This is a genomic window from Candidatus Polarisedimenticolaceae bacterium, assembly GCA_036376135.1.
Lineage (GTDB): Bacteria > Acidobacteriota > Polarisedimenticolia > Polarisedimenticolales > DASRJG01 > DASVAW01.
The window spans coordinates 1-23,376 of sequence record DASVAW010000097.1; the positions used below are offsets into that span (position 1 = coordinate 1).

The 23,376-nt window shown below is 70.6% G+C and carries 25 protein-coding genes; 22 read left to right on the forward strand and 3 right to left on the reverse strand.

What is annotated here, in order from left to right:
• The 21 genes from VF139_09755 to radC all read left to right on the forward strand — a co-directional run.
• A partial coding sequence (locus VF139_09755; protein ID HEX6851677.1) for a hypothetical protein occupies positions 1-312 on the forward strand: 312 nt, incomplete at its 5' end.
• Complete coding sequence (locus VF139_09760) at positions 309-1,019, forward strand: hypothetical protein (GenBank protein HEX6851678.1); 711 nt, start codon at positions 309-311, stop codon at positions 1,017-1,019. The genes VF139_09755 and VF139_09760, both read left to right, overlap by 4 nt.
• Positions 1,020-1,021: 2 nt before the next feature.
• Entirely contained in the window at positions 1,022-2,242 is a 1,221-nt protein-coding gene (locus tag VF139_09765; protein HEX6851679.1) for a type II secretion system F family protein, read from the forward strand.
• Positions 2,242-3,870 carry a GspE/PulE family protein gene (locus tag VF139_09770; GenBank protein HEX6851680.1) on the forward strand — a complete coding sequence of 543 codons (1,629 nt, stop codon included), beginning with the start codon at positions 2,242-2,244 and terminating at the stop codon, positions 3,868-3,870. Before VF139_09765 ends, VF139_09770 begins: the two co-directional genes overlap by 1 nt.
• A gap of 16 nt (positions 3,871-3,886) precedes the next feature.
• Entirely contained in the window at positions 3,887-4,906 is a 1,020-nt protein-coding gene (gene pilM / locus VF139_09775) for a pilus assembly protein PilM (protein HEX6851681.1), read from the forward strand.
• A complete protein-coding gene (locus tag VF139_09780; protein HEX6851682.1) occupies positions 4,903-5,640 on the forward strand; it encodes a hypothetical protein in 738 nt (245 codons plus the stop codon). Before pilM ends, VF139_09780 begins: the two co-directional genes overlap by 4 nt.
• Complete coding sequence (pilO, locus tag VF139_09785) at positions 5,637-6,254, forward strand: type 4a pilus biogenesis protein PilO (GenBank protein HEX6851683.1); 618 nt, start codon at positions 5,637-5,639, stop codon at positions 6,252-6,254. Before VF139_09780 ends, pilO begins: the two co-directional genes overlap by 4 nt.
• Entirely contained in the window at positions 6,254-6,886 is a 633-nt protein-coding gene (locus VF139_09790) for a hypothetical protein (protein ID HEX6851684.1), read from the forward strand. The genes pilO and VF139_09790 overlap by 1 nt, the downstream gene beginning before the upstream one ends.
• Positions 6,887-6,902: 16 nt before the next feature.
• Positions 6,903-9,332: a cohesin domain-containing protein gene (locus tag VF139_09795; GenBank protein HEX6851685.1), complete on the forward strand. Its 2,430-nt coding sequence runs from the start codon at positions 6,903-6,905 to the stop codon at positions 9,330-9,332.
• A 9-nt stretch (positions 9,333-9,341) separates the two neighbouring features.
• A complete protein-coding gene (locus tag VF139_09800; protein ID HEX6851686.1) occupies positions 9,342-9,815 on the forward strand; it encodes a type II secretion system protein in 474 nt (157 codons plus the stop codon).
• The gene (locus VF139_09805; protein HEX6851687.1) at positions 9,802-10,212 is read left to right on the forward strand and encodes a prepilin-type N-terminal cleavage/methylation domain-containing protein; all 411 of its coding nucleotides are present in this window, start codon (positions 9,802-9,804) and stop codon (positions 10,210-10,212) included. Before VF139_09800 ends, VF139_09805 begins: the two co-directional genes overlap by 14 nt.
• Positions 10,213-10,226: 14 nt before the next feature.
• Positions 10,227-11,381 (forward strand): hypothetical protein, encoded by a 1,155-nt coding sequence (locus tag VF139_09810; GenBank protein ID HEX6851688.1) that lies wholly within the window; start codon positions 10,227-10,229, stop codon positions 11,379-11,381.
• Positions 11,382-11,439: 58 nt separating this feature from the next.
• Positions 11,440-12,087, forward strand: coding sequence for a hypothetical protein (locus VF139_09815; protein ID HEX6851689.1), 648 nt, complete (start codon positions 11,440-11,442; stop codon positions 12,085-12,087).
• A 37-nt stretch (positions 12,088-12,124) separates the two neighbouring features.
• A complete protein-coding gene (locus tag VF139_09820) occupies positions 12,125-13,411 on the forward strand; it encodes a pitrilysin family protein (GenBank protein ID HEX6851690.1) in 1,287 nt (428 codons plus the stop codon).
• Positions 13,408-13,863 carry a dUTP diphosphatase gene (dut, locus tag VF139_09825; GenBank protein ID HEX6851691.1) on the forward strand — a complete coding sequence of 152 codons (456 nt, stop codon included), beginning with the start codon at positions 13,408-13,410 and terminating at the stop codon, positions 13,861-13,863. Before VF139_09820 ends, dut begins: the two co-directional genes overlap by 4 nt.
• Positions 13,864-13,865: 2 nt before the next feature.
• The gene (locus VF139_09830; protein ID HEX6851692.1) at positions 13,866-14,645 is read left to right on the forward strand and encodes an MBL fold metallo-hydrolase; all 780 of its coding nucleotides are present in this window, start codon (positions 13,866-13,868) and stop codon (positions 14,643-14,645) included.
• Between the two features lie 10 nt (positions 14,646-14,655).
• On the forward strand, positions 14,656-15,975 hold the full coding sequence (gene purB, locus VF139_09835) for an adenylosuccinate lyase (GenBank protein HEX6851693.1): 1,320 nt from the start codon (positions 14,656-14,658) through the stop codon (positions 15,973-15,975).
• Between the two features lie 7 nt (positions 15,976-15,982).
• Positions 15,983-17,368 (forward strand): amidophosphoribosyltransferase, encoded by a 1,386-nt coding sequence (gene purF, locus VF139_09840; protein ID HEX6851694.1) that lies wholly within the window; start codon positions 15,983-15,985, stop codon positions 17,366-17,368.
• An 88-nt stretch (positions 17,369-17,456) separates the two neighbouring features.
• On the forward strand, positions 17,457-18,509 hold the full coding sequence (purM, locus tag VF139_09845; protein ID HEX6851695.1) for a phosphoribosylformylglycinamidine cyclo-ligase: 1,053 nt from the start codon (positions 17,457-17,459) through the stop codon (positions 18,507-18,509).
• A 7-nt stretch (positions 18,510-18,516) separates the two neighbouring features.
• A complete protein-coding gene (gene purN / locus VF139_09850) occupies positions 18,517-19,125 on the forward strand; it encodes a phosphoribosylglycinamide formyltransferase (protein HEX6851696.1) in 609 nt (202 codons plus the stop codon).
• A 41-nt stretch (positions 19,126-19,166) separates the two neighbouring features.
• Entirely contained in the window at positions 19,167-19,847 is a 681-nt protein-coding gene (gene radC, locus VF139_09855; protein HEX6851697.1) for a DNA repair protein RadC, read from the forward strand.
• Here the strand turns inward: radC and VF139_09860 are convergent.
• From VF139_09860 to VF139_09870, 3 genes are all read right to left on the reverse strand, one after another.
• Positions 19,795-20,268 (reverse strand): hypothetical protein, encoded by a 474-nt coding sequence (locus VF139_09860; protein ID HEX6851698.1) that lies wholly within the window; start codon positions 20,266-20,268, stop codon positions 19,795-19,797. The genes radC and VF139_09860 overlap by 53 nt on opposite strands.
• 116 nt (positions 20,269-20,384) lie before the next feature.
• Positions 20,385-21,101, reverse strand: a complete 717-nt coding sequence (locus VF139_09865; protein ID HEX6851699.1) for a LytTR family DNA-binding domain-containing protein — start codon at positions 21,099-21,101, stop codon at positions 20,385-20,387.
• Positions 21,098-22,141, reverse strand: a complete 1,044-nt coding sequence (locus VF139_09870; protein HEX6851700.1) for a histidine kinase — start codon at positions 22,139-22,141, stop codon at positions 21,098-21,100. The genes VF139_09865 and VF139_09870 overlap by 4 nt, the downstream gene beginning before the upstream one ends.
• Before the next feature lie 119 nt (positions 22,142-22,260).
• Here VF139_09870 and tyrS point away from each other — a divergent pair.
• Positions 22,261-23,376 (forward strand): tyrosine--tRNA ligase (gene tyrS / locus VF139_09875; protein HEX6851701.1); only part of this gene is annotated, 1,116 nt, incomplete at its 3' end.

The following is a 23,376-nucleotide window of genomic DNA, read 5'->3' on the forward strand; positions in this document are numbered from 1 at the left end:
GACGCCGTCTCCGAAGGGGTCGCGCGCCGCCTCGGCGATCCCCGGCCGTCCTGGGCGGAGGCGCTTCGCGAGCGAGGCCTTCCACCCGCCGTGGCGAGGCTCGCCGCCGCGGTCGCCGTCGCGGCCTGCGCCCTCCTGCTCGTCCGCACGCCGCATCCGACGCCGCCGACCGCGGACGCGGCCGTGGCCGTCGCCGACGCCGACCGGGCCGGGGTGACGCTCGTCGAGCCCGCTCCCGAAGCGCAGGTCATCGACCTCACCGTCGGGGGAACGCAGGTCGTCATGATCTTCGACCCGGAGTTGAAGCTGTGAGCCGCATCGGTCGCCTGGCATGGGTCCTCGTCGCGTCGATCCCCTTCGCGCCGCCGGCGGACGCCGCGGAGGCGCTCGTCGCGAAGGCGTACGAAGTCCGATTCCGCAGCCCGGCGGACGTCGCGGAGATCGTCGCCCCGGTGCTCAGCGCCGACGGCCAGGTGTCCTTCCAGTCGCGGCTGATGCGGATCACCGTGGTCGACCGCCCGTCGGTGCACGAGCGCATCCCCGCCCTGATCGCCAGCTTCGACCTCCCCCCGCGGACCGTCGACGTGACCCTGGCCCTGTTCCTCGGGACCGATCGCCGCGAGCAGGAAGCCGGCCGGACGGCTCCCGTGGAAGGGTTGTCCCGCGACGTGCGCGGGGTCGCCGAGACGCTCGCGGACTTCACCAAGTGGAACACCTACAAGTCGCTGGGCGGCCGGTCGGTCGCGTCCGCGGAGGGGTCGCGGGTCGAGGTCGAGCTCGAGGACGGGTACCGGGCGTCGTGGACCGTCGAGGCGGTCTCGGGCGCCGACGGCGCGCTGAAGCTGCGCGGGTTCACCCTCGAGCGGCGCACGCGCGCCGCGGACGGCACCGAGTCGGTCCAGGTCGTGTGGCGCGCCGACGTGGCGCTCGTCGCGGGCCGGTCGGTCGTGGTGGGCGCGGCGCAGAACCCCGAGTCGAGGCGGGCCTTGTTCGTCTCGCTGCAGGCGAAGCCGAGGTAACGGTGCCCGAGTTCGTCTGTCGCATGGCGCTCCCCACGGGGGAGATCGTCGAGCGGGTCCTCGAATCCGCCGACGAGGCGTCGCTCCGTCGCGAGCTGGAGGAGAAGGACTACCTCCTGCTCGCGCTGCGACGGCGGAACGCCCTGTTCGCGGGACTGGTTTCGACGTTCTCGATGAAGCCGAAGGTCAGCCCGCAGGAGTTCCTGTTCTTCAACCAGGAGTTCTCCGCGCTGCTCCGGGCGGGCCTGCCGATCCTGGCCAGCCTCGACATCTTGATCGAGCGTCGCAAGAACCCCGTGTTCCGCAAGGCGCTCGTCGACGTGCGCGAACGGGTCAAGTCGGGCGAGGCCCTCTCGCAGGCCTTCCAGGCGCAGGGCGAGCTCTTCCCGCGTCTTTACTGGTCGTCGCTGGCGTCGGGCGAGCGCTCGGGGGAGCTGCCTTCGGTCCTCGCGCGCTACATCGCCTACACCCGGAGCGTCCTCGCGGTCCGCAAGAAGCTGATCTCCGCGGCGACCTACCCCGCGATCCTGCTCACGCTGGCGCTCGTGCTCGTCGGCGTGATGGTCTTCTACGTCATCCCGCAGTTCTCGAGCTTCCTGAAGGAGCTCAACGTCGACCTCCCCATGGTCACCGTCTGGATCATGGAGGGCGCCAACTACGCCGTGGCCAACTGGTGGATGATCGTGGGGGTCGCCGTCGTCGCGGCCGGGACGACGGTCACCTGGATCCGCAGCGAATCCGGAAGGCTGGCGTTCGACCGCATCAAGTTCCGGATCCCGCTGATCGGCCGGGTCATCCACGACTACGCGCAGAACCGGTTCACGCGCACCCTCGGAACGCTCGTCGCCGGGGGCATCCCCCTCGTGACCGCACTCGAGCTCGCGGCGCGGGCCGTGGGGAACTCCTACATGGAGGAGCGGCTGCAGGGCGTGACCCAGTCCGTCCGCGAGGGACAGGCGCTCTGGGAGTCCCTGGAGCGCACGAAGCTGGTCTCGGACATCTCGATCGAGATGATCAAGGTCGGGGAGTCCACCGGCGCGCTCGTCGAGATGCTCGACTACGCCTCGTCGTTCACGGAGGAGGAGATCGACTTCCGGCTGAACCGGCTGATCACCTTCGTCGAGCCGATCATGCTCGTGTTCATGGCCGCGGTGGTGGCCGGGATGCTCATGGCCGTCTATCTCCCGTTGCTCCAGGCGGCGGGGGGCGGAGCGAAATTCTGATGGCCGAGCCGACGCGCATCGCCCCGGACGGGTCGGGCGGGGACGTCCTCTCCGAGGAGTACCAGGCCCGCCGCCTGGCGGAGCGGCTCTCGATCGAGTTCGTCGACCTCGACAACTTCGAGATCGACCCCGAGCTGTTCCGGGAGATCCCGGTCGACCTGATGTTCCGCTACAACTTCGTCCCGCGGCACAGGACCTCGTTGGGGCTGCAGATCGTCGTGGCCGACCCGACCGACGTCCTGATGATCGACGAGCTCGAGCTGCTGCTCGGCAGCTCGATCGAGGTGGCCGTCGGGACCCCCACCGCGATCCAGGAGATCCTGAAGAAGTCCGAGTCGTCCCAGCGCGTCCTGGAGGAGGCCACCGAGGAGTTCCGCGTCCAGATCGTCCGCGAGGACGAGGAGACGGGGGAAGAGACCCTCACGATCGACCGGCTGACCTCCGACCAGTCCCCGATCATCAAGCTGGTCGACTCGACGCTCTTCAACGCGCTGCAGCGGCGGGCGTCGGACATCCACATCGAGACCCGCGACAAGGAAGTCGTCATCAAGTACCGCATCGACGGCGTCCTCTACCAGGCGATGGAGCCGATCGACAAGAAGTTCCACTCGACGATCATCTCGCGCATCAAGGTCATGTCCGAGCTCGACATCTCCGAGAAGCGCGTGCCGCAGGACGGCCGCTTCAAGCTCCGGATCAAGGGGCGCACGATCGATTTCCGCGTGTCGATCATGCCGAGCGTGCACGGCGAGGACTGCGTCATCCGCATCCTCGACAAGGAGTCGACCAACCGCGAGTTCGCCTCGCTCAGCCTCGAGGTCTGCGGGTTCGAGGACCGGGACCTGCAGCGCCTGCGGCGGTTCATCAAGGAGCCGTACGGGATGGTGCTCGTCACGGGGCCCACGGGGTCCGGCAAGACGACGACCCTCTACGCGGCGATCTCGGAGATCAAGAACGAGGAGGACAAGATCATCACGATCGAGGATCCCGTGGAGTACCAGCTCCCGGGGATCACGCAGATCCCGGTGAACGAGAAGAAGGGTCTCACCTTCGCCCGCGGCCTGCGCTCGATCCTGCGCCACGACCCCGACAAGGTGATGGTCGGCGAGATCCGCGACGCCGAGACCGCGCAGATCGCGATCCAGTCGGCGCTCACGGGCCACCTCGTCTTCACGACGGTCCACGCGAACAACGTCGTCGACGTCCTCGGGCGCTTCCTGAACATGGGCGTCGAGCCGTACAACTTCGTGTCGGCGCTGAACTGCATCCTCGCGCAGCGCCTGGTGCGCCTGATCTGCGCGTCCTGCCGCAAGCCGGTGAAGGCGACGCGCCAGCAGCTGCTGGACTCCGGCCTCGACCCGGCCCGCCACGCCGACTACACGTTCTACGAGGGGCGCGGCTGCATCGACTGCAACGGCACCGGATACCGGGGCCGCACGGCGATCGCCGAGCTCCTCGACATGTCCGATCGCATCCGCGAGATGATCCTGCAGCGCCGGCCGTCGGCGGACATCAAGCGCGCCGCCAAGGAGGAGGGCATGACCTTCCTCCGCGAGGCCGCCCTGGCGAAGGTCTTCAACGGGAAGACCAGCCTCCACGAGATCAACAAGGTCACGTTCGTCGATTGAGGGGAACGCGCTCCGCATGAAAACGCTGTCCGGACTCGCCCTGGCCGCCAAGCGCCTCGACCTCGAGCGGCTCCTGGAGTGGCGCCCGAGCTACCCGCCGCTCGCGGTCGAGATCGATCGCGGCGAGGCGGTGCTCGTGCGCATGCGCCGCCGCCGGGGCGGAGGCGCGCTCGAGGCGCACGGCTTCCGGGAGATTCCGGACGACGTCGTCGGGGCGTCGATCTTCCGCCCGAATCTCGCCGCTCCCGACGAGACCGCCGCCCGCCTCAAGGAGCTGTTCGAGAAGACCGGGACGAAGCCCGGTCGCGTCTCCCTCGTCCTCCCCGACAACCTCGCGAAGATCTCGATCGTCACCCTTCCCGAGAAGCCCCCGGGCCGCAAGCAGCTGGAAGAGGTGCTCCGGTTCAAGCTCCGCCGGTCCGTCCCGTTCCGCCTCGACGAGGCGGCGGTCTCCTTCCAGCTGCTCCACGAGTCGCCGGGCGAGGTCTCGGTGCTCGCGGCGGTGATGCTGCGCTCGGTCGTCGAGCAATACGAGGCCGCGCTCGAGAAGGCGGGGGCCGTTCCGGGGCTCGTCGATCTCTGCACCCCGGCCCTGGTCAACCTCTGCCGCCGGGATCTCGACGAGGCGACGCGCGGCGGCTCCGACGCCGCGCTCGTGAACGCCGCGAAGGGGTATTTCTCGCTCGTGATCGTCCGCGGCGGCCGCATCGTCTTCTTCCGCTGCAAGTCGTACGCGAGCGCCGAGGAGGACGCGCCCCCCGCGCCCGGCGGGACCCCGCTCGCGCGGGAGCTCGCGACCTCGATCTCGTATTACCAGGACAAGCTCGCGGGCGTCGATCTGGGGACGGCGTTCGTGCGGACGGTCTCCGCTCCGCACGACGAGATCGCCGAGATCCTTGAGCGGCAGGGGATCGGTCGCATCGAGCGCGTCGATCCGTCGGCCGCGCTGGGCCTGGGCGCCGGCCTCCGCCTCGACGCCGACGTGGCACAGCGCGTGGCGCCGTGCGTGGGCGCGGCGGCGGGGAGGGCGGCATGAGGCCGCTCGATCTCAACCTCGCGTCCCGCCCCTTCCGGAACAACGCCCCCGTCTGGCTCGGGCTCGGGCTCGCCGTCTGCGCGGCCGCGGCCTTCACGACCTGGACGACGACGACGTGGCTCGAGCGTCGCACCGAGATCGGCGCCCTCGAGGCGCGCCTGAGCGGGGCCGACCGGGACACGAGCGATCTGGGGATGCGCCTGCAGAAGGCCGAGCAGGCGATCGCGGAGTACGACGAGCGCGCGCTCAACCGCCAGGCGGGGCTCGCCAACGAGGTCCTCTCCCGGCGCGGGCTGTCGTGGACGCGGCTGTTCAACCAGCTGGAGCGCCTTCAGCCCTACGAAGTGAAGATGGTCGAGATCCGGCCCGCCTACACCGTCGGCGACGCGATCCGCGGCGCCGACAAACGCGGCGATCTGGAGGGGACGGTCAAGATCAGCGTCGAGGGGCGCGCGCAGAGCATCGAGGCGTTCCTCGAGTTCCAGCGCGCCCTCCTGCTCGACCGCCACTTCGCCCGCGTGCAGCCCGAACGGCTCGACCGGAAGGGCGGCGCGGACCTCGAGTTCGATCTCGATTTCCTGTACGACCCCGAGGGTCGGCTGGAGGGTTCCGAGCAGCTCGAGCTCCCCGCCGTGCTCGAGGCCGTCGCCGAGGCGGAGGCGGAGGGGGTGCCTCCGCCCGGCCGGGAACCCGCCCCGGCTCCCGCGCCCGAGCCCGAGGAGGAGAAGCCGTGAGCGCCCGCCGCCGCCGCCGCTTCGATGTCCGCGAGATCGCGCCCAACGCGCTGATCGCCTGCGGCGTGCTCCTGGTGGCGAACGTCGTCTTCACCCTCGCGGTGCTGCAGCCGCAGGGTGCGCGCCTGGAGGGGCTCCGCCGCGACAGCGAGCCGCGCCTCAACGAGCTCAAGCGGCGCCGGCAGTTCGTCGAGGGGACCGAAGGGTTCCTCGGGAAGCTGCAGCAGGCCGAGACCGACCTCGCCAAGCTGCGCAGCGACATCCTGTCGACCCGCGACCGGCGCATGATCGAGACCCAGCTCGAGATCGAAAAGCTGGCGGGGCAGTTCGGCGTCGACTTCGAGGAGATCCGCTTCGAGAACGACATCCTCAAGGACCAGGGGGTCGATCGGTTCGGGATGGTCGTGCCCCTCCGGGGCGGCTACCGCAACCTGCGCAAGTTCATCCAGGCCGTGGAGAGCTCCCCGCGGTTCCTCGTGATCGAGAAGGTGTCGCTCGGATCGGGGGACAAGGGCGGCGAGGATCGCCTGGAGCTGCGCATCACCCTCGCGACCTACTTCGACCTCCCCGACCTCTTTCGCGAGCCGCTCCGCCGCGCGGCCCGGAAGTCCTGATGGCCCGCAAGCTCGAGAAACGCGAGTGGATCCTGCTCGGCGTGTTGTCCGCCGTCGCGATCTGGGTGTGGATGAACCAGGGAGGGGAGGAGCCCGGGCCCTCCGCGGCCGCCGCCGCCGCGGCGAAGGAGGCGGCGCGGCGCAACGCTCCCGTGATCCGCATGGACCTTCTGGCCCACGCGGAGCCGACCGCCGAGGGCGGCATGCGGGATCTCTTCAAGTTCGAGGCGAGGCCGCCGTCGCCGGCGGAGGTCCGCCGCCAGCAGGAGCTGGAGCGACAGCGACAGCTCGCGCTGAAAAAGCAGCAGGAGGAAGAGGCGCGCCTCGCGAAGGAACGCGAGCTCGCGCTCGCCAGACAACGCGAGGAGGAGCTGCGCAACCCGAAGCCCCCTCCTCCTCCTCCGGAGCCCGTGCCCCCCGCGATCCCGTTCCAGTACATCGGCCTGCTCGGCCCGAAGGACGCGAAGATCGGGGTGTTCGAGGAAGGCAAGGACATCGTGATCGCCCGGGTGGGCGAGACGGTGCGCGACCAGTTCAGGCTCGTCGAGCTCAAGCACGACGCGGCGATCATCGGGTACACGCGGACGGAGTTCCGGAACAAGACCAAGGAACTCCCCATGAAGCGGCGCTGAAGGGACGGGGGACGACGTGATCCACCAGAAGGCTTGGAAGCTCGCGTTGGCGACGCTGCTGATCGTGGCCGCGGCCGGCTGTGCGGCGCAGAGCGCCTACCGCGACGCGGAGCTCGATGCGAAGCGCGGCAACTGGGACCGCGCGGTCCTCGGCTATTCGAAGGCGCTCGCCCTCGATCCGGGGAACACGCGCTACAACGTCGCCCTCGAACGGGCGAAGCTCAAGTCCTCCGCGCAGCACTTCGAGAAGGGCAAGCGCTACGCCGCCTCCTCGCAGTGGGAGCTCGCGGTCGCCGAGTACCAGCAGACCCTGCTTCTCAATCCCGGCAACCAGCACGCCGCGACGGAGCTCGAGCGGGCGACGGTCCAGCTACGCCGTCGCCAGGAGGGGCCGAGCGAGCTGCAGCGGCTCAAGGACAAGGCGCGGCGCGACCAGCTCGCACCCCCGCGCCTCAACCCGAAATCCAACGTCGCGATCCTGCTCCAGTTCCGCGATCAACCCGTCGGCAAGATCTTCGAGGCGCTCTCCAAGGCCTCCCAGATCAACTTCATCTACGACGAGAAGACCGACCTGCAGAAGCCGCTGACGATCGACGTCGGCAACGTCACCGTCGAGAAGGCCCTCGACATCCTGATGCTGCAGACCAAGAACTTCTACAAGGTGATCGACGAGAGCACGCTGCTCATCGCTCCCGACCAGCGCCAGAAGCGCCAGGAGCTCGAGGACCAGGTCATCCGGACCTTCTACCTCTCGAACGCGGAGACCAAGACGATCGTCTCCGTGCTGCGCACGCTCCTCAACGCGCGCCAGATCGCCGAGAACGACGGGCTGAACTCGATCTCGATCAAGGAGACGCCCGACAAGGTCGCCATCGCCGAGAAGATCGTCGAGGCGAACGACAAGTCGAAGGGCGAGATCATCATCGACGTCGAGCTGCTCGAGATCAACCGCAAGATCATCCAGAACCTCGGGATCGACCTCAGCTCGAAGAGCCTCTCGCTGACCTTCCTCGACGGGAAGTCCTCGGTCCCGCTCAACAACCTGAGCACCCTCCGGCAGCAGGGGAACTGGACCGTCGGCCCGATCCCGAGCGTGGTGATCAACTTCCTCAAGAGCGACGGCGACTCCAAGACGATCGCCAAGCCCCAGCTGCGCGTGAGCGAGGGGGAGAAGGCCTCGATCCTGATCGGCGACCGCGTCCCGATCCCGACGACCTCGTTCAACACCTCGCAGACGGTGGGCGGGAACATCGTCCCGATCACCTCGTTCACGTACCAGAACGTCGGGATCACGGTCCAGCTCGAGCCGCGCGTGCACCACAACAAGGAGGTCACGCTCAAGGTCAAGGTCGAGGTCAGCCAGCTCGCCGGGTCGGTCTCGGCGGGCGGCGGGGTCGATCAGCCGATCATCGGCACGCGCGAGATCGAGACGGTCATCCGCCTGCGCGACGGGGAGACGAACCTCCTCGCCGGCCTGATCCGTCGGGAGGAGACCGAGTTGAGGACCGGCGTCCCCGGACTGATGGACACCCCGGGGATCGGACGGGTGCTCTCGAACACCAAGATCGACACCAACGAGACCGACATCGTCCTCACCCTCACGCCGTACATCATCCGGATCCCGGACATCACCGAGGACGACCTGCAGACGCTCTGGGTGGGAACCGACGAGAACATGCGCCTGCGCGGCCCGGTTCGCGGCGTGCTCGGGGTCTCGCCGTTCGCGGAGGACGAGGGGCAACCCGCCTCCGAGGCGCCCCCGATCCCGATCGGCGGGGAGCCGAGCCTCCCGACCCCGACCGGGTACACGCCGACGCCCGCCCCGGCCACCCCGACGCCGTCGACCCCTTCGCCCGCGCCGACCCCGCCGCCGACCGGAGGCGGCGCGGAGACGCCCGGCGTTCCCGTGCCGGTGCCGGTCCCGGGGGAGGGCGGGGAGGTCGAGAACCCGCCCGTCGAGGAGCCGCCGCCCGTGGACGAGAGTCCCGAGCCTTCGGGGGGCGAACGCCCCGATCAGCCGCAGGGGCCGGCGGTGGTGCGTCTCGTCCCGTCGTCGCCGAGCTTCCGGGTCGGCGATCGCGTGATCGTCGAGGTCCGGGTGGACAACGCCGGGAACGTCGGTTCCGTGCCGTTCCACCTCCAGTACAACCGGCAGGTCCTCGAGTTCGTGGGGCCCGCGCTCGAGGGGCCGTTCCTCTCCAGCGACGGGACCAACACCGTGTTCCTCGCGACGCCCACGCAGGGAGGAGGCGACGTGGTGGTCGGCGCCTCGCGCCTGGGCGGAGGCTCCGGCGTTTCCGGGTCGGGGACGATCGCGACCTTCCAGTTCCAGGCGATCAACCCCGGCGACTGCGGGTTCTCCTTCACCGGGGCGAGCGTGAAGGACCCGCAGGCCCGCAACCTCCCGGCGAGTTTTCTCTCCGCGCCGGTCGCGGTGGAGCCCTAGACCATGTTCATGGCGCGCACGCGCGAGCGCGGACTGACGCTGGTCGAGTTGATCGCCACGGCGGCGATCCTCTCGATCCTCGCCACCGCCGCGGTCCCGGTGGCCCGCACGCTCGTGCGGCGGCACAAGGAGCTCGAGCTGCGCCGCGCGCTCCGCGAGATCCGCACCGCGATCGACGCCTTCCAGGCCGACACGGAGCGTTTTCCCGGAATGAAGCAGAAGCTCAACGGCGTCAATGAAGAGGGATACCCGGAGAAGCTCGAGCAGCTCTACGAGGGGTTCGACATCGGCGACGCCAAGGGGACGAAACTGAAGTACCTCCGGCGACTTCCCCGGGATCCGATGACCGGAGACGGCGATTGGGCGACACGCTCGAGCCGGGACCGGCCCGGGGCGAGCTTCTCGGACGGCATCAACATCTTCGACGTACATTCCAAGAGCGAGGCCAAAGCCCTCGATGGGACGCCCTATGCGGAATGGTAAGCACCCCCGCCACGGGGAACGCGGCTTCACGCTCATGGAGATGATGATCGTCGCGGCCCTCATCGGGATCCTCGCGACGATCGCCGTGGGCCAGTACCGGCGCAGCATCATCAAGGCGCGGGAGTCGACGCTGCGCTCGAGCCTCTACACGATGCGCACGCAGATCAACAACTATTTCGCCGACAAGGGGAAATACCCGAGCGACCTCGAGGCCCTCGTGTCCGAACACTACCTCCGCGCGATCCCGGTCGATCCGATCACGCAGAGCAGTGACACCTGGGTGACCGAGGCGGCGGAGCTGGGCGAGGAGGACGCCTCCCAGGAGCCCGGGATCGCCGACGTCCGCTCCGGGGCCGAAGGGACCGCGACCGACGGCACGAGTTATTCCGAATGGTGAGCAGGAGACCGACCATGCATCGCAATCGCCCCCTCCTCGTCCTCCTCGTCGCGGTCTTCGCGCTGGCGCTCGCCGGCTGCGAGGACTCGGGACTCACCGCCCCCTCGGACGGTTCGGTCATCGTGCGGGCGAACCCCTCGACCGTGGTGATCGATCCGAGCACGACCGTCGAGGACCCGCCCGGCTCGGGGAACGTCGTGCCGCAGTCCTCGGGGACGTCGCAGATCAGCGCGCAGATCTTCGACGCCGACGGGAAGCCGCAGGAGGGGATCTCGGTCTCGTTCACGACGACGGGCGGCACGCTCGCGTCGGCCAACGCCGTGAAGAAAACCGATGCCAACGGCATCGCCCTGGACACGTTGACCCTGCGGACGACCGACGCCAGCGAGGTCGAGGTGACGGCCGCCTCCGCCGCGATCAACGCGAAGGTCGCCGTGAAGCGCCAGATCCTGACCGCCAACCGGCCGCCTCAGGGGGTGGTCGTGATCGCCCCGCGCGATCAGCAGGGCGTCGGCAAGCAGGTCGTCTTCGACGGGACGGCCTCCGTGGACCCCGAGGACGACCCGATCACGATGTACCGGTGGACGGTGACCTCGAACAACCCCGACGACCCCGGCGTGAACCCTCTCGTGATCGAGGGGCCGGCGGCGAACAGCTTCAACCGGATCTTCGCCAACGTGCAGGACCTCGCGGGCTCGCTCCAGGTCACCGACGATCCGCTGGCCCCCGCGCAGTACGCGGCCGGGGACGAGATCGCGTATCCCTCGTCGACGCCGTTCGTCTACAAGATCGTCCGCGTCGTCTGCACCGACAACAAGGACCCCGTCGCCGTGATCTCGGGGGACACCATCCGCGTCTCCGGGCTCACGGGTCAGCAGTTCAACATCCAGCTCGACGGCACGTTGTCGACCGATCCCGACCAGGTCGGCATCGCCGACTGGGTCTGGAACTGCGGGAACAACCGCGTGGCCGCGGAGCAGCCTCCCGACGGGTCCAAGGCGGTGTGCACGTACGTCGTGGGGCTGTCGACGCAGACGTACACCGCGACGCTCAACGTGAAGGACAAGGGGACCGGCGTGTTCAACGACTCCACGGGCGACTGGGAGTGCGCGAAGGTCTCCCCGTCCGACTCGGTCACGGTGGTCGTCGAACTCGTGCCGACGCAGTAGCCGGGAGCCGGAAGTGCGCACGCCTCCGTCCGATCGTGGGAGCATCCTGGCGGCGGTCATGGCGGCGATCGCCATCGCCGCGATCTTCTCCGCGATCGCCGTCCAGGAGTGGGCGGACGTCCTCCGTCGCGACAAGGAAGCCGAGATGATCTTCCGCGGCGAGGAGATCTCGCGGGGGATCCGCAAGTACCGGCGGGACCGGGGCTCTCTGCCGACCGAGTTCAAGCAGCTCATCGAGCCCGGGAGCAAGGGGCAGTACTTCCTCCGCCAGCTGTACAAAGACCCGCTCGTGAAGGACGGCAAGTGGGGAATGCTCTACTCGGGGCCGGGGGGCGGGGTCGTCGATCCGAACCTCGCGACCGCCCCAGACGCCGAGTCGATGCTCGGCGTGGGGTCCGACGATCCGAACGCGCTCCAGCGTCCGGGACTCACCCGGATCGCCGGGACCGACGAGCACGCCGGGGGCGCGACCCTCGCAGGGCTGCCGCTCGCGGGGGTCCGTTCGCTGGCGACGGGGACGCCGTTCCGACACTACCGGGAGAAGGACCAGTACTCGGAGTGGCAGTTCACCGTGTTCGACCTGGAGGCGCCGCCGGGGGCCGCGCCCGGACAACCCGGGCAACCGGGGCAGCCCGGGCAACCCGGTCCCGGAGGGCGCCAGCGGGGGACGCCGGGATTCCGCAGCGGCGGGGCGCAGCAGCCGTAGCGTTGTTATACTCCGCGCCTTCTCCCGGAAAGGCGCCATGCCCCGCAACGTCCACGCCTCCTCGATCCGCCGCCAGGTCCTCCCCAACGGGATCACGCTGCTCACCGAGTCGATGCCGCACGTGCGCTCCGTGTCGCTGGGAGTGTGGCTGCGTCGCGGAAGCCGCCACGAGCCCGCGCGCCTGAACGGCATCTCGCATTTCATCGAGCACCTGGTCTTCAAGGGGACCGAGCAGCGCACCGCTCGCGACATCGCCCTCGCGGTCGACTCGATCGGCGGGCAGATGGACGCCTTCACCTCGAAGGAATACACCTGCTTCTACGCCAAGGTCCTCGACGAGCACCTGGGGGACGCCGTCGACCTCCTCTCGGACATCGTCCGTCACCCGCGCTTCGACGCCGAAGAGCTCGAGCGCGAGCGGAAGGTGATCGTCGAGGAGATCCGGATGGTCGAGGACGCCGCCGAGGAGCTCGTCTACGACCTCTTCTCGGAGCACTTCTGGCCGTCGCACCCGCTCGGCCGCCCCATCCAGGGGACCGAGGGAACGGTGGGGGCGATGAGCCGGGCGCGGGTCCTCGACTTCTTCCGGGAGGCGTATCGCCCGCGCAACATGCTGATCGTCGCGGCGGGGAACCTGCGCCACGACGACCTGGCGCGACGCGCCCGCAAGGCGTTCGGCGAGATCCCCCGCGGGGCGGGGTCGATCGCCGCGACGCGGCCGCCGCGCCCCCGGGGCGGGATCGTCGTCCGGGAGAAGCCCCAGCTCGAACAGATGCACCTGCTGCTCGGTCTCCCGTCGTTCGCCGAAGGGAAGGAGCGTCGCTACCCGCTGTTCGTGCTCAACGCGCTCCTGGGCGGGACGATGTCCTCGCGCCTGTTCCAGAAGATCCGCGAGGAGCGCGGGCTCGCCTACAGCGTCTACAGCGCGGTGAACACGTTCGCGGACACGGGGTTGATGGTCGTCTACGCGGCGACGAGCCCCGCGACGGCCCGGGAGGTCCTGGGCCTGGTCGTGGGCGAGCTGCGGCAGCTGCGGGAGAAGGGCCCCGGCGCCGAGGAGGTGCGGGTCGCGCGCGAGCACCTCAAGGGGTCGCTGATGCTCTCGCTGGAGTCGACCTCGAGCCGCATGTCCAACCTCGCGCGGCAGGAGATCTACCGGCGGCGGCGCTACGGCATCGACGAGGCGCTCGCGGGGATCGCGAAGGTCACCCCCGAAGCGGTCCACCGCACCGCGCGCGAGCTCTTCGAAGGCGCGAGCCCGGCGCTCGCCGCGGTGGGACGCACGCGGAAGCTCGGGCTTCGCCCCGAGGCGCTGCGGCCGTGACCCCGCCCGCGCGGGTGCGCATCCTCAGGCTCCCGGAGGGACGCGACCTCCCGCTTCCGGAGCGTGCGACCGCGCACGCCGCCGGATTCGACCTCCGGGCACGGGTCGACGACGACGTGCTCGTTCCCCCGGGGGGACGCCTGCTCGTGCCGACCGGCATCGCGATCGAGCTCCCCGAGGGATTCGAGGCCCAGGTCCGGCCCCGCAGCGGCCTCGCCCTCCGGCACGGCGTCACGATGCTCAACGCTCCGGGGACGATCGACGCGGACTACCGCGGGGAGGTCGGCGTCGTCGTCGTCAACCACGGCGACGCCCCGTTTCCCATCCGGCGCGGCGACCGGATCGCGCAGCTCGTGGTGCATCGGCTTCCGGAGATCGTCTGGGAGGAGGTCGAGTCCCTCGCCGACAGCGGGCGGGGGGCCGGAGGATTCGGCCACACCGGGGGGGCCTGACGGTGGCGGTGCGCGTCGTTCCCCTCGCGAGCGGTTCCTCGGGGAACGCCACCCTCGTCGAGTTCGGGAACACGCGGATCCTCGTCGACGCCGGCGTCTCGTCGCTCGGACTCGTCCGGCGGCTCGAGGCGCTCGGCATCGCGCCGACGTCCATCGCCGCGATCCTCCTGACCCACGAGCATCACGATCACGCGCAGGGGCTCGAGCGTTTCTCCTTCCGCCATCGCGTCCCCGTCGCGACGACCCCCGAGGCGCTCGAGGCCCTCAATCTCTCCCCGACGCACCTGGCCCGCTTCCTCCCGTTCGAGCCCGGCGCGTCGTTCGAGATCGAGACGGTTCGCGTCCGCGCCTTCACCGTGCCGCACGACGCCGTGAACCCCGTCGGGTTCGTCCTCGAGGCGGAGGGGATCCGCGTCGGCATCGCGACCGATCTCGGGCACGCCACCACCCTCGTCGTCGAGCGCCTCCGCGGCTGCGACGTCCTCATGGTGGAGGCGAACCACGACGACCGGATGCTCGTGGCGGGGCCGTACCCCTGGCACCTGAAGCAGCGCGTGGGCGGCCGGATGGGGCACCTGTCCAACGAGGAGGCGGCGGGGCTTCTCTCCGCAGCCGCCGACGACCGCTGCCGGGCGGTCGTGCTCGCGCACCTCTCCGAGAAGAACAACGAGCCGGGGAAGGCTCGCGAGGCCGTCGCGCGCGCCCTCTCCGACCGCGGCCTCCGGCGCTTCGACATGCGCGTGGCGGATCGGCGCAAGCCCACCCCGGCCGTCGTGTTGTGAGGAGTCCCCGATGATCGATCGCTACACCCGCCCCGAGATGCGGGCCCTGTGGTCCGACGAGAACAAATACCGCGCCTGGCTCGAGGTGGAGCTCGCGGCCAGCGAGACCCTGGCGGCGCGGGGCGTGGTGCCCGCGGAGGACATGGAGATCATCCGCCGGAAGGCGGGGTTCGACGTCGCGCGCATCGAGACGATCGAGGCCGAGGTCAAGCACGACGTCATCGCCTTCCTGACGAGCGTCGCGGAGCGCATCGGCCCGGCCTCGCGGCACGTGCACTACGGCCTGACCTCCTCCGACGTCGTGGACACGGCGCAGGCGCTCCTTCTCGTGCGGGCGATGGACCTGATCCTCCAGAGCCTCGACCGGTTCATGGACACGCTGCGCCGTCAGGCGTTCGCGCACCGCGGGACGGTGATGGTGGGGCGGACGCACGGCATCCACGCCGAGCCGTACACGCTGGGTCTCAAGTTCGCCGGCTGGTTCGCCGAGGCGCGCCGGAACCGCGAGCGGCTCACGCGCGCGCGCGACGAGGTGCGCCGCGGGAAGTTGTCCGGGGCCGTCGGCACGTACGCCCACCTCGACCCGACCGTCGAGGCCGAGGTCATGGAGCGCCTCGGCCTCGAGCCCGAGACGATCGCGACCCAGGTGGTTCCGCGCGACCGCCATGCCGCCTGCCTCTCCGCCCTCGCGGTCCTCGCGTCGTCGCTCGAGCGGATCGCCGTCGAGATCCGCCACCTCCAGCGCACCGACGTGCGGGAGGTCGAGGAGCCGTTCTCCAAGGGGCAGAAGGGCTCCTCGGCGATGCCGCACAAGCGCAACCCGATCGGGACCGAGAACCTGACCGGGCTCGCCCGGCTGGTCCGGGCCTACGCGCAGGCCTCCCTCGAGGACGTGGCGCTGTGGCACGAGCGGGACATCTCGCACTCGTCCGTGGAGCGGGTGATCCTCCCCGACGCGACCACGCTGTGCCATTTCATGCTCCATCGCCTCAACGGGATCCTCGACGGCCTTCTCGTCTATCCGGACCGGATGCTCGAGAACCTCGATCGGATGAAGGGGCTCGTCTTCTCGCAGACGGTGCTGCTCGCCCTCGCGAGGGCCGGGCTGACCCGCGAGGCCGCCTACGCGATCGTCCAGCGCAACGCGATGAAGGTCTGGGCGGGGGAGGGGAGCTTCCGGGACCTTCTGGCCTCCGACGCCGAGCTCGCCGCCGCGCTCCCGAAAGCCGAGCTCGACGCCTGTTTCGACCCCGCCCGGACGCTCCGGCACGTGGACGCGATCTACGAGCGGGTCTTCGGCGGGCCGGACGCCTTGGGCGAGTCGCTATAATCCCGCCATGTGCGGCATCGTCGGCGTCTTCGGTCATCCTGAGGCCGCGAAGCTCGCGTATCTGGGACTCTACGCCCTGCAGCATCGCGGACAGGAGTCGGGCGGGATCGTGACCGCCGACGGTCGCGTCCTCCACCGCCGCGGCGGCATGGGGTACGTTTCCGACATCTTCTCGCGCGAGGTCATGGAGGCCCTGCCGGGGCCGCACGCGATCGGTCACGTCCGGTACTCGACCGCGGGGGACTCGAACCCCGCCAACGCGCAGCCGTTCCTCATGCAGCACCACCGCGGCCCGATCGCCGTCGGGCACAACGGCAACCTCGTGGACGCCTCGCAGCTCAAGTCCGAGCTCGAGGCCGACGGGGCGATCTTCCAGACGACGACCGACACGGAGGTGCTCCTCCATCTCATCGCCCGCTCGCGCGAGCCCGACGTCGTGGACGCGATCGTCCACGCCGTCCGCCAGGTGCGCGGGGCGTATTCGCTGGTGTTCCTCGTTCCCGGCCGTCTGATCGCCGTCCGCGATCCGCTCGGCTTCCGGCCGCTGGTGCTGGGGAAGGTGGACGGCGCCTTCGTGGTCACGAGCGAGACCTGCGCCCTCGACCTCCTCGGCGCCGAGTTCGTCCGCGAGCTCGACCGCGGGGAGGTGCTGGTGATCGACGTCGCCGGCGCGCATTCCTTCCGGCCGCTCCCCCCTTCGCGCCCCGCGGGGTGCGCCTTCGAGCACGTCTATTTCTCGCGGCCGGACAGCGTCGTCTTCGGGCGACCGGTACAGGCGACCCGGCGTCGGATGGGCGCTCAGCTCTGGAAGGAGCACCCGGCGGACGCGGACATCGTCGTCCCGGTCCCGGACTCGGGGGTCGTCGCGGCGCTGGGGTACGCGACCGCGGCGAAGCTCCCCTTCGAGACGGGGCTCGTCCGAAACCACTACGTCGGCCGCACCTTCATCCAGCCGAGCCAGCAGATCCGCAACTTCGGGGTGCGGGTCAAGCTCAACCCGGTGCGGGAGGCGCTCGAGGGGAAGCGGGTCGCCCTCATCGACGACTCGATCGTCCGTGGGACGACGAGCCGCAAGATCGTCCAGATGTGCCGCGACGCGGGGGCGAAGGCCGTTCACGTCCGGATCTCCTGTCCGCCGACGGTCGGTCCCTGCTACTACGGGATCGACACGCCGCGACAGGACGAGCTCATCGCGGCCCGGCACTCGGTCGAGGAGATCCGCGCGTTCATCGGCGCGGATTCGCTCGGCTACCTCAGCCTCGACGGCCTGATGGCCTGCCTCGAGGGAGACGACGCCTCGTTCTGCACGGCCTGCTGGACGGGACGCCATCCCGTGCCGCTTCCCCCCGGCGAGGCGCCGCAGCTGAAGTTGTTCGACAAGTCGCAGCGGTGAGGTTGTCTTCCGGAAACCCGAAGCGGGCCGGCCGGGGTCGCGACCGGCGGTTTCGATCCTAGAATCCCCGTCCTCCAGGAGCCGAACGATGTCGACGGACAAGACGCCGGAGCAGGGGCTGACGTATCGCGCCGCGGGGGTCGACATCGACGCCCAGGACGAGGCGTTGCGCCGCATCAAGGCGATGCTCAAGGACACGCGCACCCCCGGCGTGCTCACCGACCTGGGTTCGTTCGGCGGGATGTTCGCCCCCGACGTCGCCGGGATGGAGCGGCCGGTCCTGGTCGCCTCGGCGGACGGCGTCGGCACCAAGCTCAAGGTGGCCTTTCTCGCCGGCCGACACGACACCGTCGGGCGCGATCTCGTCAACCACTGCGTGAACGACATCCTCGTCCAGGGGGCCCGCCCGCTCTTCTTCCTCGACTACGTCGCGACCGGCCGGCTCGAGCCCTCCGTGCTCGCCGCCGTCGTCTCGGGGATCGCGCGCGGCTGCAAGGAGAACGGCTGCGCCCTGCTCGGCGGGGAAACGGCCGAGATGCCCGGCTTCTACGCGGACGGCGAATACGACGTCGCCGGTTTCATCGTCGGCATGGTCGACCGGCCGAAGGTCGTCGACGGGAGCCGCATCCGGCCGGGGGACGTGTTGCTCGGCCTTCCCGCCGCGGGCCTGCACACGAACGGGTATTCGCTCGCGCGGAAGGTCTTCTTCGACGTCGCGGGGCTGAAGATCCACGACCGCGTCGAGGAGCTCGGCGGCACGGTCGCGGAGGTGCTCCTCGCCGAGCACCGGTCGTACCTCGCCCCGCTCGCGCCGTGCCTCGACGCCGGGCTCGTGCGCGGGCTCGCCCACATCACCGGCGGCGGCCTGACCGACAACCTGCCCCGGATCCTGCCGCAGGGGACCGGAGCGCGGATCGACCTCGGGAGCTGGCCGGTCCTCCCGGTCTACGGCTTCCTGCAGCGGCACGGCCGCATCGCCGACGACGAGATGTACCGCGCGTTCAACATGGGCGTGGGCATGGTCGTCGTCGTCGCCCCCGAGGACGCGGCGGCCGTCGAGGCCGACCTCGACCGCGCGGGCGAGCGACACCGGCGCATCGGCGCGATCGAGGCCGGCGACGGGCGGGTGCGCTATGCCTAGGACGCGGGTGGCGTTCCTCGTCTCGGGGCGCGGATCGAACATGGCCGCGATCGTCGAGGCGATGCGCGCCGGCCGCGTCGCGGCCGACCCCGCGGTCGTCGTCTCCAACGTCCCCGGCGCCGCGGCACTCGACCGCGCGCGGGGCTGGGGGATCGCGACCGAGGTGCTCGACCACCGCGGGATCCGCCCGCGCGAGGCGCACGAGCGTCGCGTCGTGGAGGTCCTCCGGGCCCACGGGGCCGACCTCGTCTGCCTCGCGGGGTACATGCGGCGCCTGTCCCCCTGGATCGTGCGGGAGTACTCCGGCCGGATCCTCAACGTGCACCCCGCGCTGCTCCCCGCGTTTCCCGGGCTCGACGCGCAGCGCCAGGCGCTCGAGCACGGGGTCAAGGTCGCGGGATGCACCGTGCACTTCGTCGACGAGGAGCTCGATCACGGGCCCATCGTCCTCCAGGCGGCGGTGCCGGTCCTCGACGACGACACCGTCGACACCCTGTCCGCACGGATCCTGGCCGAGGAGCATCGGATCTACCCCGAGGCCGTGCACCTGTTCGCCGCGAACCGCCTGAGGATCGAGGGGAGGCGCGTGCGCATCCTCGCGACCTCGACCGTCTGAAGCCCGTCCCGGTCCCGCCGCCTCCCCAAGGAGAGGGCCCCGTGGCCTTCGATCCCGATTCCTTCGCCTCCGTCCGCGCGTTCCCCGTTCCGCCGCGTCGCCGGACCGGCCGGCTCGACGCGGGCCGCGCGTCGAGCGCGGACCTGCTCGCGCGCCTATTCGGCGGCGGCGAGCCGTCCCGGCGCGCCGCCTCGTCGCTCCTCAGGCGCGAGAGCCTGCGCGGGCTCGCGGCGCTTCCCGTCGAGGTGCTCGCGATCGCCCCGGGGCTGGGACGCGCCCGGGCGGAGCGCCTGGCGGCGGCGCTGGAGCTGGGCCGTCGCGTGTACGGCCCCGAGCCCCTCCGGGAGCGGCCCCGCCTCACGCGCCCGGCCGAGGTCTACCGGGTCGTGGCGGGGCTGGCCAAGGCGCGCCGGGAGCGCCTCGTCGCCCTCTACCTCGACGCGCAGAACGGACTGATCCACCGCGAGGTCGTCTCGCTCGGGTCCCTCAACGTGACGCGCACGGCGCCGCGGGAGATCTTCCACCCCGCGATCGTGCACGGGGCCCTCGCGGTGGTTCTCGCGCACAATCACCCGAGCGGGTGCCTCGAGCCTTCCACGGAGGACGTCGAGTTCACGCGAGGGGTGCAGCGCGCCGGGGCCCTGCTCGGGATCGAGCTCTACGACCACCTCATCGTCGCGGGGCCGGGATACACGAGCCTGCGCGAGCGAGGCGCGTGGTGAGCTCGTCCGGCGCCGCTGCGCGCGCGCCGCGCGCCTCGGCGCGGACCCTCCGCTCGACCGCCTGCGCCCGGGCCTCCGAGGCGCCGTCATCCGGGGGGAGCCCCGCGTAGACGTCGAGGAGGTGGCTGAGCTCGTGCGCGAGGAGCGCGGCCTGCTCGTCGGCGGTGCGCGCGGGCGGGAGCACGATCCGCGCGTCGAGCGCCGCGTCGCAGAAGGCGCGCGAGGGGTGAGCCGGCCGGAAGATGCGGAGGTTCGCGTGGGCGCGCCGTCCCGGACGCGGCGGCGCCATCGCGTATTCCAGCCGCGCGTTCGGGAGCGCCCGGGCGGTGGACGCGAGGGCCGCCAACGTGGGCGAGCGGGATTCGAGATCGGAGACGAGCGCCTCGAGCGCGCCGGCGAGCAGCAGGGTCGTGATGGGCATGGGGCCTCCACGGGTCACGCAGGGACCCTACGGAGGCGGCGGGCGGATTCCGTCGGTCGTTCGACGGGCAGCGCCGGCGATCCGCCGGGCGGCGGAAGGAGGCGCCCAGCGGCGCCTCAGCCCAGACGCACGCGCAGCCGGGCGGCGTGGCGGCGGCTCATCGGCACCGCGCGGTCGATCCCGCGCAGCCACACGCGCCACGACTCCTCGCCGTCGCGTTCGATCCGGTCCACGCGCTCGAGGTTGACGATCGTCCCCCGGTGGACCCGGACGAACAGTCCCTCCGGGAGTCGGCGCTCCCAGTCCTTGAGGGGGCGCAGCACCAGCGAGCGCCGCCCGTCCGCGGTGACGACCTCGGTGTAGTCCCCGGCTCCCGTGATGCCGGCGATGTCCCGGACCTTGACGAACCGCGCGCCGCGCTCGCCCGCGACCCAGAGATGGTCGTCGGGGGCGAGCCGCATGGGCGCGCCGGTCCCCCGTGGTTCGGTCAGCCTCGAGAGGGCGTCGGCCAGGCGCTCCGGGTTCACCGGCTTGAGCAGGTAGTCGAGCGCGTTCACCTCGAAGGCCCGGAGGGCGTGGGCGTCGTAGGCGGTCACGAAGATCACGCGGCCGCGCGGTCGTCGCCGCTCCAGGAGGTCGAACCCGGTGCCCCCGGGCATCTGGATGTCCAGGAACACGACGTCCGGGTCGAGGGCCGCGACGGCGCGTTCGGCCTCCGCGACGTCGCCCGCCTCCGCCTCGACGTCGATCTCCGGGTGGCAGGCGAGCAGGCGTCGCAGCTCCGCGCGCGCGAGGGGCTCGTCGTCGACGATCAGCGCGCGCAGCGGGGTCATTCGGCGCGCTCCGCGGGGATCTCGAGGGTCGCGCGGACGCGGCCGTGGCGCTCGGCGGTCTCGAACCGGTAGCGTCCGGGGAGCAGCAGCTCGAGTCGGTGCCGGACGTTGGCGAGCCCCGTCCCCGTTCCGTGCCCGGGGGAGGCCGTCGCCACCCAGCGCCCGGTGTTCTCCACCGTGACCTCGAGCCACCCCTCGCGCCGCTCCACGCCGACGTGCACCGCGAGGGGCATCGGGCTCGTCTCCATCCCGTACTTGATGGCGTTCTCGACCAGGGCGTGGATCACGAACGCCGGGACCCGAAGGTCGTTCGCCCCGGGCGGCACGTCGATGGACGTCGCGAGCCGGTCGGCGAATCGCGTCGCCTGGATCGCGAGGTAGTTGCGGACGGCGTCGATCTCGTCGCCGAGGCGGGCCCAGGGGGTCCCGGTGTGCAGGAGCGAATAACGGAAGAACTCCGCCAGCTGGGTGATCATCCTGCGCGCCCCGGGCGGATCGATCTCCACGAGGGCCCGCACCGCGTTCAGGGCGTTGAAGAGAAAATGCGGGTTCACCTGATAACGGAGCATCTGAAGGCGGGCCTCGGCCGCGAGCGCGTCGGCGCGAAGGGCGTGTTCACGTTCCCGCTCGAGGTCCCGCCGCCACGACAGTCCCACCCACAGCGCGCTCCAGGCGAGCATCAGGACCGCCTGGTTCACCATCTCCTTCGGGAGATAAACGACCGGCTCGTCGGGGAACGCAAGCACGCCGATCCACTGGTAGGAGAGCTCGACCGCCACCCCCGCGATCAGGCACGAGGGCACGATCAGCGTCGCGGCGGCGCGCAGGGACCCGCGGGGCTGAAGCCCGCGGCGGTAGATCGCGCCGAGGGCGAAACTGGCCGCGCAGGCGATCGAGGTCTTCAGGAGCAGGTGGGGGAGCGTCTCGCAGGCCGCGTCGAGCGACTTCTCGGCGAGGATCCCCGCGAACCTCAGGGTCGCGAAGAGCGACCAGCCGACCACCTGGGCGCGGAGGTAGGGGGACCGAAACGCGTCGCGCATCGCGGAATTGTAGGGGGAGGGGGGCCGGAGCGGCGGTCGGGAGTCGCCGAGCGGCTCCCCGGATCGGCGAGCGGCGGCGAGGGCAGGCTACAATCCGCCCCCTTTCGCCGAGGAAGCCGATGTCCGAACCCGTCCCCGCCTCCCACCAGTTCGATCTCCTGACCCGCGGGATCGTCGACCTGACGACCGCCGACGAGCTCAAACGCAAGCTCGCGCGGGGGACCCCCCTCACCGTGAAGGTCGGCTTCGACCCGACGGCCCCGGACATCCACCTCGGGCACACCGTGCTGCTGCGCAAGATGCGCCAGTTCCAGGATCTCGGGCACCGGGTGATCTTCCTGATCGGCGACTTCACCGGCCTGATCGGGGACCCCACCGGGCGCTCGAAGACGCGGCCGCCGCTGACGCGGGAGCAGATCGCGGAGAACGCGGAGACCTACAAGCGCCAGTGCTTCAAGGTGCTCGACCCGGAGCGGACGGAGATCCGCTTCAACAGCGAGTGGCTCGGCGCCCTGGGGAGCGAAGGGTTCGTCCGCCTGGCGGCGAAGTACAACGTCGCGCGGATGCTCGAGCGGAAGGACTTCAAGGAGCGCTACCAGAAGGGCGTGACGATCTCGATCCACGAGTTCCTCTACCCGCTCGCGCAGGCGTACGACTCCGTCGCGCTGAAGGCCGACGTCGAGCTCGGCGGGACCGACCAGCTGTTCAACCTCAACGTCGGCCGCGACCTCATGCCCGAGTACGGCCTCGAGCCGCAGGTCGTGATGACCCTCCCGCTGCTGGAGGGGCTCGACGGCGTCGAGAAGATGTCGAAGTCGCTCGGGAACTACGTCGGCGTGGAGGAGGACCCGAATCAGATCTTCGGGAAGATCCTCTCGATCACCGACGAGCTGATGTGGAAGTACTACCTGCTCTGCACGAGCCTCTCGACGGACGGCATCGAGCAGATGAAGGCCCTCGTGAAGGACAAGACCCTCCATCCCAAGAAGGCGAAGGAAGGGCTCGCGATGCGGATCATCACCGACTTCCACGGGGAGGCGGCGGCGAAGGCGGCGCGAGAGGAGTTCGAGCGGATCTTCAAGGCCAAGGAGGCCCCGTCGGAGATGCCCGAGTTCCGGGTCGCGGCGGGGGAGGTCTTCCTGCCCAAGCTCCTCGTCGACTGCGGCCTCGCGAAATCCAACAGCGACGCGGGGCGCACCATCGCCCAGGGCGGGGTCTCGATCGACGACGCGAGG